This window comes from Micromonospora sp. NPDC049175, assembly GCF_043197345.1.
In the GTDB taxonomy this organism is placed as follows: Bacteria; Actinomycetota; Actinomycetes; order Mycobacteriales; family Micromonosporaceae; genus Micromonospora.
In genome coordinates, this window is record NZ_JBICSY010000002.1 from 1383608 (window position 1) to 1399707 (window position 16100).

Genomic DNA, 16100 nt, shown 5'->3' on the forward strand with positions numbered 1-16100 from the left:
GACCGCCACCGCCCCGGGGGAGAAGACCGTGCAGAAGCCGAAGCTGATCGTCGCCGGTGCCGTCCTCGCGGTGGCGGTCGCCGCGGGGGTGTGGGCGCTGGTGGCCACCGGCGACGAGCCCGACGCGGGTCGCCCGGCGGCGTCGGCGGGCCCGACCGATCCGGCCGGTGTGCTGACGGCCGCCGCCGCGAAGGTCGACCAGCGGACCTACAAGCTGACGTTGAGCACCGGCGGGACAGCCGGCGGCGACGGCACTGTGGTGCTCTGGGACCCGACGACGAAGCGGGGCCTGGAGACCACCTCGCTCAAGGTGCCCAGCGGCGAGGTGAAGATCGAACGGCTCACCACCGGGCCGGACGTCTACGTGCGGGTCAGCGCCCCGGACCGCCGCGTCCCGGTGTGGGACAGCAAGACCTGGTGGCACGTCGGGGCGCCGGGTTCGCCGCCCGCCCAACAGGGCTTGGACAACACCAAGCTGGCCGGCACGCTCAGCACGGCGATGGCCGTCCGGCAGACCGGGGAACGGGAGTACGCCGGCACGCTGGACCTGCGGGAGAGCAGCGCGGTGCTCGGCACCGGGGTCGGCGGAAGGCTCGGCGACCGGGCCGGTGCGGTGCCGTTCACGGCGGCCGTCGACGAGCAGGGCCGGTTGGTCCGCTACCGCATCGAGCTGGCCCGGGAGCAGTCGGAGACCGCCCAGCTCGAACTGACGTACTCGGACTTCGGGTTGGCGGTGTCGGCGGATCCGCCGGCGGCCAACCTGGTCGGCGAGGATCCGCCGGCGAACATCCCCGGCGCCTGATCGCCGGTCACTCCTCGACCGCGCCGGCGGTGGGGGTGACCAGGAAGTCGTAGACGGTGCGGGCCATCCGGCGGACCGTCTCGTCGCCGCTGGCCATCGGCCCGGCGGTGAGGAACGCGACGGCGGTCTCGGTGCCGGGGATCAGGTAGTAGCCGACGTCGTGGGAGGCGTCCGGCAGGTCACCGGTCTTGTGGGCCACCGGCACCCCGGGTGGCAGCGCCGCCGGGATCTTGGTGTTGAGGGTCTGCTCCCGCATGAACCCGATCATCAGGTCGCGGGACGCGGCAGTGAGGATCTCGCCGTCCCAGACCGCGCCGAGCAGGGACACCACGTCGTCCGGGCTCGTGTAGTTCTCCTCGCCGCGTTGCGCCGCCGCGCTGTCGAGCATCCGGCGGGCCAGGATTGTCGATCGCTGGTTCATCGAGTCGATGAGCGCGTTGACCGGGGCGAACCCGCCGAGGTAGGTGATCAGCACGTTCGCGGCGACGTTGTCGCTGTACGTGATCAGGTATTGGGCGAGCCGACGCAGGGTGACCACCTGCGGGAACGTCTCGAACTGGAGCTGGCCGGTGCCGCCGACGACGTCCTGCGGGGTGACCAGCACGCCGTCGTCCAGGGCCACCTGTCCACAGTCGACGCGGCGGAGCAGCTCGACGAGGATCCACAGTTTGATCACGCTGGCGGCCTTGGGGCGCAGCGCGCCGTTGACGGCGATCTGCTGGTCGCCGTACCGGCCGGACAGGTCGCGCACGGCGACACCGGCCGGGTTGAGGCTCGCGTCGGCGACCACCCGGGCGAGCTGCCCGCTGAGCGGGAACAGCCGGGCGCCCGCGACCGGGTCGGTGGGCGGCTGCGGGCTGGTGACCACCACTCCGGTCAGCTCGACCGGCGGCCGGTGTCGTTGGATCACCTCGAGCGTGCCCTCGCCGCGCCCGGTCAACGGCACCCGGTAGCGGTAGGCCGTGCCGCCGACGACGACCGCGCCGCTGGCCACTCCGGCGGCGACACGCATGCCCGGGTCGGCGACCCGACCGGTGTCACCGTCGCAGGCCCGGTAGCGCACGGTGTGCCCGAGCGAGTCCACCGCGAACACCCCGCCGGGAAACGACAACCAGGAGACCTCGCTCGTCGGCGCCCGCTCCGGCGTCGGCTCGATACCTGGCTCGTGGCCCTGCCCGCCGCCCTGCTCGCCCGCGTACCCCGGTCGCGCCGGGTCCGCGCCGGGCCCGGTGCCGTCCGCGGTGGCCGGCCCGGTCGTGGCCAGCACGGCGATCGCGACCGCCGCCGCCAGCCCTTTCCGAGGTACGCGGGCAGCGGCACCGAGCAGGGAAGATGAACGCCTCTTGTCGCTTTTTCTCACGTTTGTACGATATGAAGCGTCGGGGGCGGGTGGGGTCGGCGGGACTGGTGTCACCCATCCGGGCGGCGACGTCCCGGCGAGCGGCAGGACACACGGGTATAGAAATGATTCAGCGGTATCGAACCCCGTAGCCCCACCGACCCCGGGAGGTCCCCCTTGTTGATCATCGCAGGCAGTTTGCAGGTCGAACCGGCCACCCGCGAGGCGTACCTGTCCGACGCCGAGCAGGTCATCGCGCAGGCACGCGCCGCCGCCGGCTGCCTCGACTTCCTGCTCGCGGCCGACCCGCTGGAGCCCGGCCGGATCCACGTCTACGAACGCTGGGAGTCCGCGGAGCAGTTGGCGGCCTTCCGTGGCTCCGGGCCGAGTGACGCGCAGGAGGCGGCCATCCTCGACGCCGACGTGCGGCGCTACCTGATCGCCGGCGTCGAGGCACCCTGACCCGGCCGGTCTGTCACATCGGAGCTCCCGTCGCGGGCTCGGGTTCCGCGGGCAGGCCGGGCGCCAGCCGGCGGATCGAGGCGAACGTGGGCGTCAGCGCGTCGAACAGCTCGGCGAAGAGCGGCAGCAGTGCCGCGTACGTGGCGGCAGCAGCCGCGTCGGGGCGGATCGTCTCCTCGATCCGGACGAGGTCGGCGGCGACGTCGATGCTGGGGATCAGCCCGAGCGCCTGCATGCCGAGCAGCGCCGCACCGAAGCTGGACCCCTCGTGCGCGGCCGGGAAACTCACCGGCAGGCCGAGCACGTCGGCGAGCATCTGCCGCCACAGGCCGCTGCGGGCGAAGCCGCCACCGGCACGGATCTCGCGGACCTCGTTGCCGGCCGCCCGCACCGAGCTGAGCACAAGTGCGAGCTGCTGGCAGACCCCCTCCAGCGCGGCGCGGACCAGGTGCTCGCGGCGGTGGCTGTGGGTCAACCCCACGTACGCGCCGCGCGGCAGCGCGCTCCAGTGTGGTGCCCGCTCGCTGTGCAGGTACGGCAGCATGATGAGCCCGCCCGAGCCGACCGGCGCGCGGGCCGCCAGGGCGACCAGGTCCTCTTCGGAGTGCTCGCCCAGATCCGGGGCGAGCGCCTCGCCGGCCCACTTGAGGACGATGCCGCCGTTGTTTATCGCACCGCCGACCGCCCAGCGGTGCTCGGTCAGCGCGTAGCAGAACACACCGCCCAGCGGGTCCACGCCGGGCCGCTCCACCATCACGCGCATCGCGCCGCTGGTGCCGATCGAGCAGGCCACCATGCCGGGGTGCACCGCCCCCAGGCCCAGGTTGGCGAGTGGCCCGTCGCCGGCGCCGACCACCACCGGGGTGCGCTCCGGCAGGCCGGTGGTGGCCGCGGCCTGCGGGGTGAGGCCGGGCAGCACGGCGGTAGTGGCGACCAGTTGGGGAAGCTGCTCCTCGGTGATGCCGGCGATGGTCAGCGCCTCGCCGTCCCACTCGAGTCGGTGGATGTCCAGCAGGCCGCTGGCCGAGGCGATCGAGTGGTCGGTGACCAGCGCGTCGCAGAGCCGCAGCAGCACCCAGTCCTTGATGCCCACCCAGTGCGCGACGCGCTCGAACAGTTTCGGCTCCTGCTCGGCGAACCAGAGCAGCTTGGGCAGCGGCGACATCGGGTGCATCGGCGTGCCGGTGCGCCGGTGCAGGGCCAGCCCGGACGGGACCGCCCGTAACCGTTCGGCCTGCAGGGTGGCGCGGGAGTCGGCCCAGGTCACCGACGGGGTGAGCGGGTTTCCGTCCGGGTCGAGCGCGATCAGGCTGTGCATGGCCGAGCTGAACGACAGGCCGGCCACCGGCTGGACCAACTCGGCCACCACCACGCTCACCGACTTGAGCACCGCGTCGAGGATGAGGTGCGGATCCTGCTCGGCGTAGCCGGGCTGCGGGTCGTTCAGCGGATAGCCGACCGAGTGGCTGCCGAGCTGCCGCCCGTCGGTGTCGTACGCGACGGCCTTGGTGCTCGTGGTGCCGATGTCGACGCCGATGACCACTCCCGGCCGGGTGTCCTGCGGCAAGACGCTCACCCCCTTCGCGCGGCGGTGCGGCGGCGACGCCACCCGGCTGCGGCTGACGTTACCGAGACGGCGACCGCCCTCGCGCGACACTCGCACAGGACAACCGCCGACGCGGCAGTATCGGCCTATCGTCCAGTTTCCTCCATCGATCGGGTATTTAGGCCCGTTCTGGCGTGTCCGGGTGCCCCGCCGCGCCTGTTGAACGAGGAGACACCCAGATTGGTGGCCTACGCGGCGAAGGAGTCGGCGTGGCAAAGACTGATTCAACGGGTTCTACCTGGCGGTACCGGTGGGCGCACCGGCAGAACGTGCGGCGGGTCAGCACGTACCGGGGCGCCGAGACGGCCTGGCGGCGTCGTGACGACGAGTTGCGGCGACTGCGCGCTCTCGCCGTCGACTTCCAGGGCTCCGCCGCCGCCGGCGACGGCCTGCCCCTGGAGTTGGCCGCCGACGAGGTGGTGCTCTGGGTGCTGCCCGCCGCGCAACTTGTCGAGGTGCGGCACACCCCGGTGCTGCCCGCTCCGGACCTCACCGTCGCCGTGCCGGCCGGGCCGCTGCGCCCCCGCCGCCCGGACGGCGTACGCGTCACCGACGCCGGCATGGCCGTGATCACCAGCCGCCGCCTGGTGCTGCTCGGCGGACGCGGCCGGCGCGACTGGGCGTACGGCCGGATGACCGGCCTGGCCCACGACCCCGCGTCGCCGGTCACGCTGATCCAGGTGCTGGACCGGCGGTCGACCGCCGGGCTGCTGCTGCCCACCGACGCGGCGCCGGACTTCCGGTTCAAGCTGACCCTGGCCTTCGCCGACGCGATCGAACAGCGGGCCGCGGTGCTCGCCCAGCTCGACGAGCTGATCGCCGAGCACGCCCAGCTCAAGCCGTTCCGGCCGGCCGCGGCGACCCCGGCGCAGGCCCGGCTCACGTCGTTCGTCCCCGGTGGACGCCGGACCATCGCGGTCGCTGCCGCCCTGGCGCTGCTGGTGCCGGCGGCGCTCATCGAGTCGGATCCGTCCGACCCGACCGGCGGCCCGGAGGTCGCCGCCGCCGCCACTCCGAGCGGGGAGCCCGCGCTGATCCGCCCGGCTGCCCCGCCGCCCGCCCGCGCCACGCCACCCCCGCCGCCGCCGACGAAGTCGCCACGCCCGGCACCCCGCACGACCGGCGACCCGCTCTGCGGAGCGCCGGAAAACCCGCTGGGGTACGGCTTCTGCGGCGGCACCCGGATCCGTCGGCCCGCCGCCGAGGTGTGCGACTGGTTCGACTGCGTGCCGCAGTTCTGGGCCGGACGCGGTTACCTCGTGCAGTGCCACGACGGTTCGGTAAGCCTGGCCGGCGGCAGCGGCAAGGCCTGCGCCGCGCACGGCAGCGTGCGGCGAACCATCACCAAGTGACCGATTTGGGGTTTGAAGTCCGCTTCGTTCCGCCACAATTGGCACGTGGAGATCAGGTCTGACGATGGCGCGCGGGTGCGGATACGCCCCGTCGGCTACCAGCCTGGCATCGACCCGCCCGACGACCCCGACCGGGTCGCGCCCGGCTGGCACGACTGGCTGCTCGTCGAGGTGGACGCCCGCACCGCCGACGGCCAGACCTGGTCGCACCACTACCCGAGCCTGATGGTCGAGGAAGCCCGAGCGCTCGGCGGCTGGCTGCGCGGGCAGGCCACCTCGGCGCTCGAATCGAACGCTCCGCCGGCGATGGTCAGCTTCACCGAACCCAACCTGGCCCTCCGCGCCCGGGTGCTCCGCCGCCGCCGGCTGGAGCTGATCGTGGAGTTCTCCGCCGAGTCGCTGCCGCCGTGGATGCGCCGCCCGTCCGGCGCGATCTACCCGCTGATCCTCACCGTCTCGGCGGACGCCCTCGCCGCCGCCGCCGAACAGTGGGCCGAGCACTGCGTGGCGTACCCGCCGCGGATCCGGTCGAGGTTCCCCGCCGAGGACCCCCGGTCGGTGCACCACCCGCGCCGCGCCGGCTGAACCGCCCACCACGCCCGGTCCTTGTGGAGCCGGTGCCGCCCCTGCTCTGATGTGCGGTTATGGGGGTTGAGCAGGTCCACCGCACGGTGGAGGCGGTATGGCGCATCGAATCCGGGCGGGTCGTCGCCGCCCTGGCCGGGCTGGTCCGCGACGTCGGCTGGGCCGAGGAGTTGGCCCAGGACGCCCTGGTCGCCGCGCTGGAGCAGTGGCCGCGGGACGGCGTACCGGCCAACCCGGGCGCGTGGCTGACCACCGTCGGCAAACGGCGGGCGATCGACGCGCTGCGCCGGCGGAGCCTGCTCCAGCGCCGGGTGGCCGACCTCGGGCGCGACCTCGACGACGACCAGTTCACCCCCGACTTCGACGCCGCGTTCGAGGACCGCATCGACGACGACCTGCTGCGGCTGGTGTTCACCGCCTGCCACCCGCTGCTGGCGCCGCAGGCGCGCGCGGCACTGACCCTGCGGGTGCTGGGCGGGTTGAGGACCGACGAGATCGCCCGCGCGTTCCTGGTCGCGGAGACCACCGTCGCGCAGCGCATCACCCGGGCCAAGAGGACGCTCGCCGAGGCGAAGGTGCCGTTCGAGGTGCCCGGTGTGGCCGAGCGTGGCGAACGGCTCGCCTCCGTGCTGGAGGTCATCTACCTGATCTTCAACGAGGGTTACTCCGCGACGGCCGGCGACGACTGGATGCGCCCGGCGCTCTGCGCGGAGGCGCTGCGGCTGGCCCGCCTCGTCCAGGAGTTGATGCCCGAGGAGCCGGAGGTGCACGGGCTGGCCGCGCTGCTGGAGATCCAGGCGTCGCGTACCGCCGCCCGGGTCGACGCCGACGGCGAGCCGATCCTGCTGTTGGAGCAGGACCGGGCGCGCTGGGACCGGCTGCTGATCCGCCGGGGCCTCACCGCCCTGGACCGGGCACGGGCGGCGAACGGTACGGCCGGCCCGTACACCCTCCAGGCGGAGATCGCGGCCTGCCACGCCCGCGCGGCCACCCCGCGGGAGACCGACTGGGCGCGCATCGCCGCCGGATACGCCGAGTTGGCCCGGGTCGTACCGTCGCCGGTCGTGGAGCTGAACCGGGCCGTCGCGGTCTCCTTCGCCGACGGCCCGGCCGCCGGTCTGGAACTGGCCCGGGCGTTGGCCGACGAGCCGGCGCTGGCCGGCTACCACCTGCTGCCCAGCGTGCTCGGTGACCTGCTGGCCAAGCTGGGCCGCCACGACGAGGCGCGCGCCGAGTTCGAACGGGCCGCCGACCTGACCGGCAACGAACGCGAACGCGCGCTGCTCCGCGCCCGCGCGGCCGACTGCGCCCGTGGGATCACGCCAAACCGTTGAAGAATTCTTCGACTGTCCTGTCGTATCCCGCCCCGGCCGCTCGACGCGTCAGCGAAAGCCGGCTCGCACCGGCAAGCGGGACCGGCGATCGGCCGGCACAGACAAGGAGAGCGACATGACGACGACGGCGAAGGTGACAAGCGCGGGGTCCGCGGTGGCGGGCGTCGACTCCCGGCGTACGACGACCAGGGCACTGTTGGCCGGCGGAGCCGCCGCCGGCCCGCTGTTCGTGGTGGTGGCAGCCGCCCAGGTGCTCACCCGCGACGGGTTCGACCTGAGCCGGCAGCCGCTCAGCCTGCTGGCCCTGGGCGACCTGGGCTGGATCCAGACCGCCAACTTCGTGCTCACCGGGCTGCTGGCCCTGGCCGGCGCGGTCGGGCTGCGCCGGACGCTGCGGGGTGAGCCGGGCGGGACGTGGGGGCCGGCGTTGATCGCCGTGCACGGCCTCGGCCTGGTCATCGCCGGCGTGCTGGTCTCCGACCCCAGCATGGGCTGGCCGGCCGGTGCGCCGGAGGGCGCACCCGACACGATGAGCTGGCACGCCGCCGGTCACGGGGTTGGCGCGGGGCTGGCCTTCGGCTCGCTGCCCATCGCCTGCCTGGTCTTCGCCCGCACCTGGTGGCGGGCCGGGCAGCGCGGCCGGGCCGCCTACTCGCTGGGCAGCGCGGTGGCCGTCGTCGCGATCCTGGCCTGGCCCGACCAGGGCACCCTCAGCATCCGGATGGCGCTCGCCTGCCTCGTCACCTTCGGCTGGCTCACCGCGCTCTGCGCCCGACCGAGCACCCGCTGACCGTCATTCACCGATCACGAGAGGACCACACCGATGCGCTACATGATGATGCACAAGCTCGACGAGAACCTGCCCGGAGCGTTCAACCCGAGCCCGGAGTTCATGGCCCGGATGGAAGGTTTCATGAAGGAGGTCGCGCAGGCCGGGATCCTGGTCGCCGCCGAGGGGCTCTGCCCGACCGTCACCGACGCCACCCGGATCACGGTGAGCGGCGGCACGACCACCGTCACCGACGGGCCGTTCACCGAGACCAAGGAACTGATCGCCGGGTTCGCGCTCGTGGACGTGCGGTCCCACGAGGAGGCCGTGCACTGGGGGCGACGGTTCACCGACGTCTTCGCCGAGACGATCGGCGAGGTCGAGGTGGACGTCCGCCGGGTCTACGAGGCTCCGGAGGCCGGCCAGCCGGGCTGACCCCTCGTCGCGCCGCCGCCCGGGTCACCCGGGCGGCGGTCCGACGTCCACTCCCGGCCGGGGCATGGGTAGGGTGATCGTCGTCAGCAACGAGAAGGAGGTGAGCCCGGTGACCACGCGACGTCAACCCTGGGCGCTCTTCTCGGCCGTCCCCCTCAGCTGACCACTCGCGTCGGGGAGTGCGCCCTCCTTTTCCGGAGGACACATGTCCATCTTTCCGTTCCGCATCGACGTACCCGATGCGGTCCTCGACGACCTGCGGGCCCGACTGGCCCGTACCCGCTTCACCGACCGCAGCGGCCACCAGCCGTGGCAGGGTGGCGTCGACCCCGACTACCTGCGGGACCTGGTGTCCTACTGGCACGACGGGTTCGACTGGCGAGCACGCGAGGCCGCGCTGAACGCGTACCCCCAGCACCTGGCAGATGTCGGCGGCCGGAAGCTGCACTACCTGCACGTCCGGGCGGCGCGCCCGGCCGGCACGCCCACGCCGTTGCCGTTGCTGCTCAGCCACGGCTGGCCGAGCAGCTTCGTCGAGATGCTGCCCCTTGTCGATCGCCTGACCGATCCGGACCGACCCGGGGGCGCGTTCGACGTGGTGGTGCCCTCGCTGCCGGGCTTCGGCTTCTCGGCGGTCCCGGACGAGCCGGTGACCCGGGCGCTCCTTGCCCGGACGCTGCACGAGCTGATGACCGACGTGCTCGGCTACCAGCGGTACGGCGCCTTCGGCGGCGACGTCGGGGGCGTGGTGACCGGTTGGCTCGGTGCCCTGTACCCGGAGCAGGTCGCCGGCATCCACCTGATCCATCCGCCGTTCCCGGCCAGCTTCGACGCCCGTCCGCTGTCGGCGGCCGAGCAGGCGTACCTGGACGCCGAGGCCGCGTACGACGAGACCGACGGCGGCTACAGCGCCATCATGGGCACCCGACCGGACACCCTCGCGGCGGCCCTTGCCGACTCACCGGCCGGGTTGGCGGCCTGGCTCGTCGACAAGTACCGGGACTGGACCGACAACCACGGGGACCTGGCCAACAGTGTCGACCGGGACACCCTGCTCACCATCATCACGCTCTACTGGGTGACCGGCTCGATCGGCTCGTCGTTCCGGCAGTACGCCGACTTCGACCACAACACCCCACGACCCATGATCAAAGTGCCGGCGGCGTTCACGGTGAGCACCGAGCCCTCGCAGGCCAACTTCCCGCGCGAGATCGCCGAGCGGGCCTGCACCGACATCCGGCACTGGAGCGAACCGGGCCGGGGCGGGCACTTCCTGCCGCTGGAGGAGCCGGACCTGTTGGCCGATGAGCTGAGGCGCTTCTTCACCTCGCTGCGCGGGTGATGTCCGGCGGCGGAGCCGCGCCCACCATGGCCGGCTCCGCCGCCTGGCCTCGATCGTGCCCGCCAAATGCTTATTACATCAAATCAGTTTGATGTAATGTGGAGCTGTGCTGTCAGAGAAGGCCGACACCATCGCACCGCCCGGGTTCGTGACCGCCGTCGGGCACCCGGTGCGGTGGCGGCTGATCAGCGAGTTGGCCCACAGTGACCTCGCCGTGCACGAGCTGACGGCGCTGCTCGGCCAACCTCAGAACCTCGTCTCCTACCACCTCGGCAAACTGCGCAAGGCCGAGGTGGTGACCGCGCGGCGCAGCAGCGCCGACGGCCGCGACACCTACTATTCGCTCGCCCTGGCCCGCTGCGGCGACCTGCTGTCCGGCATCGGCGCCGCCCTGCACCCCGGGCTGCGGCTCACTCCGCCCACGCCGGCCACCGCGGTGACCGGACGAGTGCTGTTCCTCTGCACCGGCAACAGTTCACGTTCGCAGATGGCCGAAGCGCTGCTGCGAGAACGCACCGCCGGTGCCGTGGCGGCCTACAGCGCCGGAAGTCGACCCAAGCCGGTCCATCCGCACGCCACAACCGCCATGGCGGCGCGCGGCATCGACCTGACCGGGGCGCTGCCCCAACACGTGGACGCGTTCACCGGTCAGCGGTTCGACGTCGTGATCACCCTGTGTGACCGGGTCAAGGAAGTCTGCCCCGAGTTTTTCGACAATCCACGGCTCGTGCACTGGAGCATCCCGGACCCGGCCGCCGATCCCGACGGGCTGCCCGCCTTCGAGCGGGTCGCCGACGACCTCGCCGAACGCATCGGTTTCCTGCTGCACGCGTTCTCCGCCGACGAGAGAAGGCATCATGACCAGCCCCGTCGATGACAACACCGTGAGCGTGCGCTACCTCGTCGATGACGTCGCCGCCGCCATCGACTTCTACACCACCCACCTCGGCTTCACGTCGACCAGCACGTTCCTGCCCGCGTTCGCCGACGTCCGACGCGGCAACCTGCGGCTACTGCTGTCCGGCCCGGCCAGCTCCGCGGGCCGGTCCATGCCGGACGGACGCCGTCCCCACCCCGGCGGCTGGAACCGCATCCACCTGATCGTCGCCGACATCCACGCGGAGGTTGCCCGGCTGCACGCCGCCGGGGTCGACTTCCGCAGCGACGTCATCGCGGGTCCGGGTGGCCAGCAGATCGTCCTGGACGACCCGGCCGGCAACCCCGTCGAACTGTTCGAGCCCGCCCCTGCCTGACCTGTCCGTCAATTCTCTCCTTTCGGGCGCAACGGGATGCATCGATCGTGGTCGCGTTCCCTGTCACGTACGTGAGCGGTTGTACCGCGTGTGACCGTGACCTCTGTGGCCTGCGCCCCCTGGCGGCTCGCCTGGGCCGAGCGCGAGAACGAGCGCCGGCAGCGCGCGTACCGCGCCGCCACCGACGCCTGGCTGCGCCGCGACGACCACCTGGCCCGGCTCCGCATCGAGGCTGCCGGCTTCCTCGGGTGTACGCAGCCCCGCACCGGCCTGCCGGTCGACCTCGACCACGACGAACTCGTCTTCCGCGTCGTTCCCGTCGCCACGCTCGTCGAGGCCGAGGCGCGGCACGTCCCCGGCCTGCCCAGCCCGGGTCCCTGCGACTTCGCCGACACCGTTCCCGCGGCGCTGCCAGCGGGTCTGCGGGTGCTCGACACCGGGATGGCCGTCGTGACGAGCCACCGCGTGGCCTTCGCCGGCCGCGAGCACCGACGCGAGTGGCGGTACGCGGACCTGGTCGGCCCCGCCCATCACCCCGACGTGCCGCTCACCCTGCTGCCCGACCACGGTCGCGGATCCGCCGAGTCTGCGCGGCCCAGACTCTCCGGGCTGCTGGTCCCGGCCACCGCCGTGGTGAACTTCCGCTTCTATCTCACCCTCGCGGCCACCGCCGATCGCGCCGCCGTCACCGCGCAGGTCGACGCCCTACTGGCCGCCCACCGGCACGCCCGGCCCGCGCCTCCGGTGGTGGCGGCACCCGACGACGCGCCATCGACGGCGATACGCCCCGACCGCCGGGCCCTCGCCGTCGCCGCCGTCGCGACTGTGGTGTTCACGACGCTGGCCCCCGGCACTGTGGGACCACAGCAGGTCGCCCCTCTGCGACGGGCGGAAGCGGCGACCATCGCGAGGGGTGCGCCGATCGTGCGGAACACCCCGCCGCGTACACCTTCTGTCCTGGCGGCGGCGAACCCGAGCACGCGCGCCCGTCCGGTACGGCCTCCGGTGGCCGGTCGGCTGCGGCCCGCCGCGCCGGTCCCGTCCGCCGCTGTGCTGGCTGCGCCGGTCCCCACCACCGCGCCGGTACCCACCACCGCGCCGGTGCCGTTCGCCGGGCCGGTGCCGTCCAGCGCTCCCGCCCCGTCGGCCAGCGCGACGCCGACGCCCACTCCGACGCCGACCGACCTGCCCACGGCGGCCTGGCCGGGCTCACCGTCGCCGACCGCGACGCCCGACCCCGTGCTGGTGACGGCGTGCCTGGATCCCCTGCTGCCGCTTGTGGACCGGCTGCTCTGCCCGCCGACCGGACCGTGATCCAGGGCCGTTGCCGTCTCGTGTCCGCGGCCGGTCCTCGTTGCCTTCGCCGCTGCGGTCGGGTCGGGTTTCGTTGCCTTCGCTGCTGCCGTCGCTCGGTCTTCGTCGCCGTCGCGGTCAGGTCAGGTCGTGGCGCCGAAGTCGGGGAGGGTGAGGGAGCCGTCCGGGCCGAGGGTGAAGCCGGGGTTCCAGGCGATCTCCCAGACGTGACCGTCCGGGTCGGCGAAGTAGCCGGCGTAGCCGCCGTAGAACGTCTCCCGCGCCGGCTGGGTCAGTTCGGCGCCGGCCTTGCCCGCGGTGGCCATCACCTCGTCGACCTCCGCCCGGGAGCGGACGTTCTGGGCCAGCGTCATGCCGCCGAAGCCGCCGGTGTCCGGGTTGGGCACGCCCGCGTCGGCGGCCAGCTTGTCCCGGCTCCACAGCACCAGGGCCAGGCCGCCGGCCTGGAAGAAGACCGTCTCCTCGACCTCCTGGCCCGACCACCCCAGGTGCTCGTAGAAGGCCTTGGCCCGCGCCAGGTCGGAGACGCCGAGGGTGATCAGACTGATCCGCTGCTCCATCCTCGTAACCTAACGCTCCGATCACTCCCAGGGCGCGGCAGACAGTAGACCAGATCAATCCGAGGAATCTACACTCTTCTCTGTTAACGCTCACACTCGTCCCAGTGCTGAGGCAGTAACGCCATGCCGATGTCACGATCGGCGCCCGCCGGGTGAACACCCCGGCAGCCGGCGGCTGCTCGGTCCGGCCGGCCCCGTTCCCAGACGGTTGCCGGCCGCCCGTGGCGGCCCCACCGGCCGGCCCATGCCCTCGGCCAGCTCGACCAACCCAGGGAGACAGCTATGCGAACGAGGGCACGATGGCTCGCAACGCTCGCCGCGCTCGGTGTCGTCATCGCCGGAGTGGTGACACCCACCGGGCCGGCCAACGCGGAATCCAACGGCGGGGTACGGGTGATGCCGCTCGGCGACTCCATCACCGAGGGCACCCAGGTGCCGGGCGGTTACCGCATCGGGCTCTGGCAGCGCCTCGCCAGCGGCCGGTACACGGTGGACTTCGTCGGATCGCAGTTCAACGGGCCGGCCAGCCTGGGTGACCACGACCACCAGGGACATCCCGGCTGGCGCATCGACCAGATCGACGCCAACATCGTCGGCTGGCTGAACACCCAACGACCGCAGACCGTCCTGCTGCACATCGGCACCAACGACATCCTGCAGAACTACAACGTGGAGCACCGCGCCGAACCGGCTCTCCACCCTGATCGACAAGATCACCGCCACCGCGCCCACCGCCGAGGTGTTCGTGGCGCAGCTCATCCCGCTCTCCAACAGCGGCCAGGAGGCGGCCAACCGCACCTTCAACGCGGCGATCCCCGGCATCGTGCAGAGCAAGGTGAGCGCCGGCAAGCGGGTGCACCTGGTCGACATGCACAGCGCCCTCACCACCGCCGACCTGATCGACGGCGTCCACCCCACCGCCGGTGGCTACGACAAGATGGCCGCCCGCTGGTACAGCGCGCTGCAGTCGGTGCCCGGAAGCATCGGCAACCCGGGCAGCGGCGGCGGACAGACCACAGCGATCGTGGGCACCCGGTCCGGCAGGTGCGTCGACGTCCCCGGCTACTCCACCACGAACAGCACCCAGCTGAACCTGTGGGACTGCCACGGCGGCACGAACCAGCAGTGGACGTACACGTCCAGCAAGACGCTCACCGTCTACGGCAACAAGTGCCTCGACGCCGCCGGCAACAGCACCGCGCCGGGCACCCAGGTCACCATCTACGACTGCCACGGCGGGACGAACCAGCAGTGGAACGTCAACGCGAACGGCACCATCACCGGCGTGCAGTCCGGCCTCTGCCTGGACCCGTACAACCAGGGCACCGCCAACGGCACGAAGCTCGTCCTCTGGACCTGTACCGGCCAGGCCAACCAGCAGTGGAGCCGGCGATGAAGCAGCCAACACGATGGCTGACGGCCGCGCTCGCGGTGGTCCTCGGCCTGGCGATGGCGACAACGACGCGGGACGCGGCCGCCGCCGACAGCCCGTACCAACGGGGTCCGGATCCGACCCCGGCCAGCGTCGTCGCCACCCGCGGCCCGTTCGCCACCACGCAGGCGGCGGTGCCCGCGGGCAACGGCTTCAACGGCGGGTACGTCTACTACCCGACCGACACCAGCCAGGGCACCTGGGGCGCGGTCGCGATCGTGCCCGGCTATTCCGCACTCTTCGCCAACGAGGAAGCCTGGATGGGCCCCTGGCTGGCGTCCTTCGGGTTCGTGGTGATCGGCATCGAAACCAACAGCCGCACCGACGGCGCCGACGCCCGCGCCACCCAACTGCTCGCCGCACTGGACTACCTCACCCGCACCAGCCCGATCCGCAACCGGGTCGACGCCAACCGGCTGGGCGTCATGGGCCACTCGGCGGGCGGTGCCGGCACCCTCCTCGCCGCCCTCCGGAGGCCGACCCTGAAGGCGGCGGTCGGCCTCGCACCCGGTACGCCCGGCAACAACCTGAACATGTCCACCACCCAGGTCCCCACCATGCTCCTGTCGGGACAGAACGACGGCACTGTCACGCCCTCGTACGTGCAGGGCATCTACAACACGCTGCCCGCCGGCGTGGAACATGCCTGGGCGGAACTGGCCGGCAACGACCACCTCTCGTTCACCAGGCCGAACGCCACCGAGATGCGACTCCTGATCCCGTGGCTCAAGACGTTCCTGGACAACGACACCCGCTACACCCAGTTCCTCTGCCCCCTGGCGAACAGCACGGGTGTCTCGCGGTACAACGCCACCTGCCCCCTGGTGCCGCCGGACGGCCCACCGGCACCGCCCACGTCCGCACCGCCCACCACGGGTACGCCGACCACGCCGCCACCCTCCGGGGCCGCCTGCACCGCGACCTACCGCACCGTCAACACGTGGTCCGGCGGCTTCCAGGGTGAGGTGACAGTGACCGCCGGCACCACCGCCATCAACGGATGGACCGTCAGGTGGGAGCTGAACAACGGCCAGCGCATCGACCAGGTCTGGAACGGCACCCTGAGCACCAGCGGCTCAACCGCGACGGTCCGCAACGTCTCCTACAACGGCTCGCTCGCCTCCGGTGCCACGACGAGCTTCGGCTTCCTCGCCTCGGGTACGCCAGCCACCACCTCACCGACCTGCGTCAGCCCCTGACCAGCCATAGGCCGTGAAGCTGCGGCCTGGAACGGGAGCCACCAGTTGACCGCCGCGCACCTCGACCCAGCGTCGAGGTGCGCGGCGCGACGACGCATTCCTCCAGGCGCCGTCGCCAAGAGGGGCCCTGGCGTCTCGGCGAGAGGTCGACGCCAAGCCGATTGGCGACACGCGTCCAGAGGAAGCTCTCGGACAAACGCGCAACCCATAGCATCGATGCTATGGGTTGGGCTAGCTGGCGCTGGAACCAGAGGTTCGAGACTGGCTGGAGGAATTGCCAACGGCCGACTTCGCCAGAGCGGCGTTCTACGACGCG

Annotated in this window: 15 protein-coding genes and 1 pseudogene; 13 read left to right on the forward strand and 3 right to left on the reverse strand. The window is 72.3% G+C overall.

From position 1 onward, the window contains the following. The first annotated feature begins 28 nt into the window (after positions 1 to 28). Positions 29 to 802, forward strand: a complete 774-nt coding sequence (locus tag ACGFH8_RS13415) for a hypothetical protein (protein ID WP_393366783.1) — start codon at positions 29 to 31, stop codon at positions 800 to 802. A 7-nt stretch (positions 803 to 809) separates the two neighbouring features. Here ACGFH8_RS13415 and ACGFH8_RS13420 read toward each other — a convergent pair whose 3' ends face one another. Beyond that, positions 810 to 2162 (reverse strand): serine hydrolase, encoded by a 1353-nt coding sequence (locus ACGFH8_RS13420; RefSeq protein ID WP_393366785.1) that lies wholly within the window; start codon positions 2160 to 2162, stop codon positions 810 to 812. 156 nt (positions 2163 to 2318) lie between these two features. Between ACGFH8_RS13420 and ACGFH8_RS13425 the strand changes: the two genes are divergently transcribed. Further along, a complete protein-coding gene (locus ACGFH8_RS13425) occupies positions 2319 to 2603 on the forward strand; it encodes a putative quinol monooxygenase (protein ID WP_393366787.1) in 285 nt (94 codons plus the stop codon). A gap of 13 nt (positions 2604 to 2616) precedes the next feature. On the opposite strand, the gene ACGFH8_RS13430 is transcribed toward ACGFH8_RS13425, so the two are convergent. Beyond that, positions 2617 to 4170 carry a gluconokinase gene (locus tag ACGFH8_RS13430; protein ID WP_393366789.1) on the reverse strand — a complete coding sequence of 518 codons (1554 nt, stop codon included), beginning with the start codon at positions 4168 to 4170 and terminating at the stop codon, positions 2617 to 2619. 248 nt (positions 4171 to 4418) lie between these two features. Here ACGFH8_RS13430 and ACGFH8_RS13435 point away from each other — a divergent pair, with 248 nt between their 5' ends. From ACGFH8_RS13435 to ACGFH8_RS13475, 9 genes are all read left to right on the forward strand, one after another. Continuing rightward, complete coding sequence (locus ACGFH8_RS13435; RefSeq protein WP_393366791.1) at positions 4419 to 5561, forward strand: hypothetical protein; 1143 nt, start codon at positions 4419 to 4421, stop codon at positions 5559 to 5561. Between the two features lie 45 nt (positions 5562 to 5606). Further along, positions 5607 to 6146, forward strand: a complete 540-nt coding sequence (locus tag ACGFH8_RS13440) for a hypothetical protein (protein ID WP_393366792.1) — start codon at positions 5607 to 5609, stop codon at positions 6144 to 6146. Positions 6147 to 6205: 59 nt separating this feature from the next. Then, the gene (locus ACGFH8_RS13445; protein ID WP_393366794.1) at positions 6206 to 7480 is read left to right on the forward strand and encodes an RNA polymerase sigma factor; all 1275 of its coding nucleotides are present in this window, start codon (positions 6206 to 6208) and stop codon (positions 7478 to 7480) included. 115 nt (positions 7481 to 7595) lie between these two features. Beyond that, complete coding sequence (locus ACGFH8_RS13450; protein WP_393366796.1) at positions 7596 to 8270, forward strand: DUF998 domain-containing protein; 675 nt, start codon at positions 7596 to 7598, stop codon at positions 8268 to 8270. Positions 8271 to 8303: 33 nt separating this feature from the next. After that, a complete protein-coding gene (locus tag ACGFH8_RS13455) occupies positions 8304 to 8684 on the forward strand; it encodes a YciI family protein (protein ID WP_393366798.1) in 381 nt (126 codons plus the stop codon). Between the two features lie 205 nt (positions 8685 to 8889). Beyond that, positions 8890 to 10026, forward strand: coding sequence for an epoxide hydrolase family protein (locus tag ACGFH8_RS13460; RefSeq protein WP_393366799.1), 1137 nt, complete (start codon positions 8890 to 8892; stop codon positions 10024 to 10026). A gap of 106 nt (positions 10027 to 10132) precedes the next feature. Beyond that, a complete protein-coding gene (locus ACGFH8_RS13465; protein ID WP_393366801.1) occupies positions 10133 to 10903 on the forward strand; it encodes an ArsR family transcriptional regulator in 771 nt (256 codons plus the stop codon). Continuing rightward, positions 10884 to 11279: a VOC family protein gene (locus ACGFH8_RS13470; protein ID WP_393366803.1), complete on the forward strand. Its 396-nt coding sequence runs from the start codon at positions 10884 to 10886 to the stop codon at positions 11277 to 11279. The genes ACGFH8_RS13465 and ACGFH8_RS13470 overlap by 20 nt, the downstream gene beginning before the upstream one ends. A gap of 96 nt (positions 11280 to 11375) precedes the next feature. Beyond that, positions 11376 to 12593 carry a hypothetical protein gene (locus ACGFH8_RS13475; protein ID WP_393366804.1) on the forward strand — a complete coding sequence of 406 codons (1218 nt, stop codon included), beginning with the start codon at positions 11376 to 11378 and terminating at the stop codon, positions 12591 to 12593. Between the two features lie 122 nt (positions 12594 to 12715). Here the strand turns inward: ACGFH8_RS13475 and ACGFH8_RS13480 are convergent, their stop codons facing one another. Beyond that, a complete protein-coding gene (locus tag ACGFH8_RS13480; RefSeq protein WP_393366806.1) occupies positions 12716 to 13153 on the reverse strand; it encodes a VOC family protein in 438 nt (145 codons plus the stop codon). 282 nt (positions 13154 to 13435) lie between these two features. Here ACGFH8_RS13480 and ACGFH8_RS13485 point away from each other — a divergent pair. Both ACGFH8_RS13485 and ACGFH8_RS13490 read left to right on the forward strand, forming a co-directional pair. Then, a pseudogene (locus ACGFH8_RS13485) lies at positions 13436 to 14549 on the forward strand (RICIN domain-containing protein). Beyond that, entirely contained in the window at positions 14546 to 15784 is a 1239-nt protein-coding gene (locus tag ACGFH8_RS13490) for a cellulose binding domain-containing protein (protein WP_393366808.1), read from the forward strand. The pseudogene ACGFH8_RS13485 and the gene ACGFH8_RS13490 overlap by 4 nt, the downstream one beginning before the upstream one ends. The last annotated feature ends 316 nt before the right edge of the window (positions 15785 to 16100 follow it).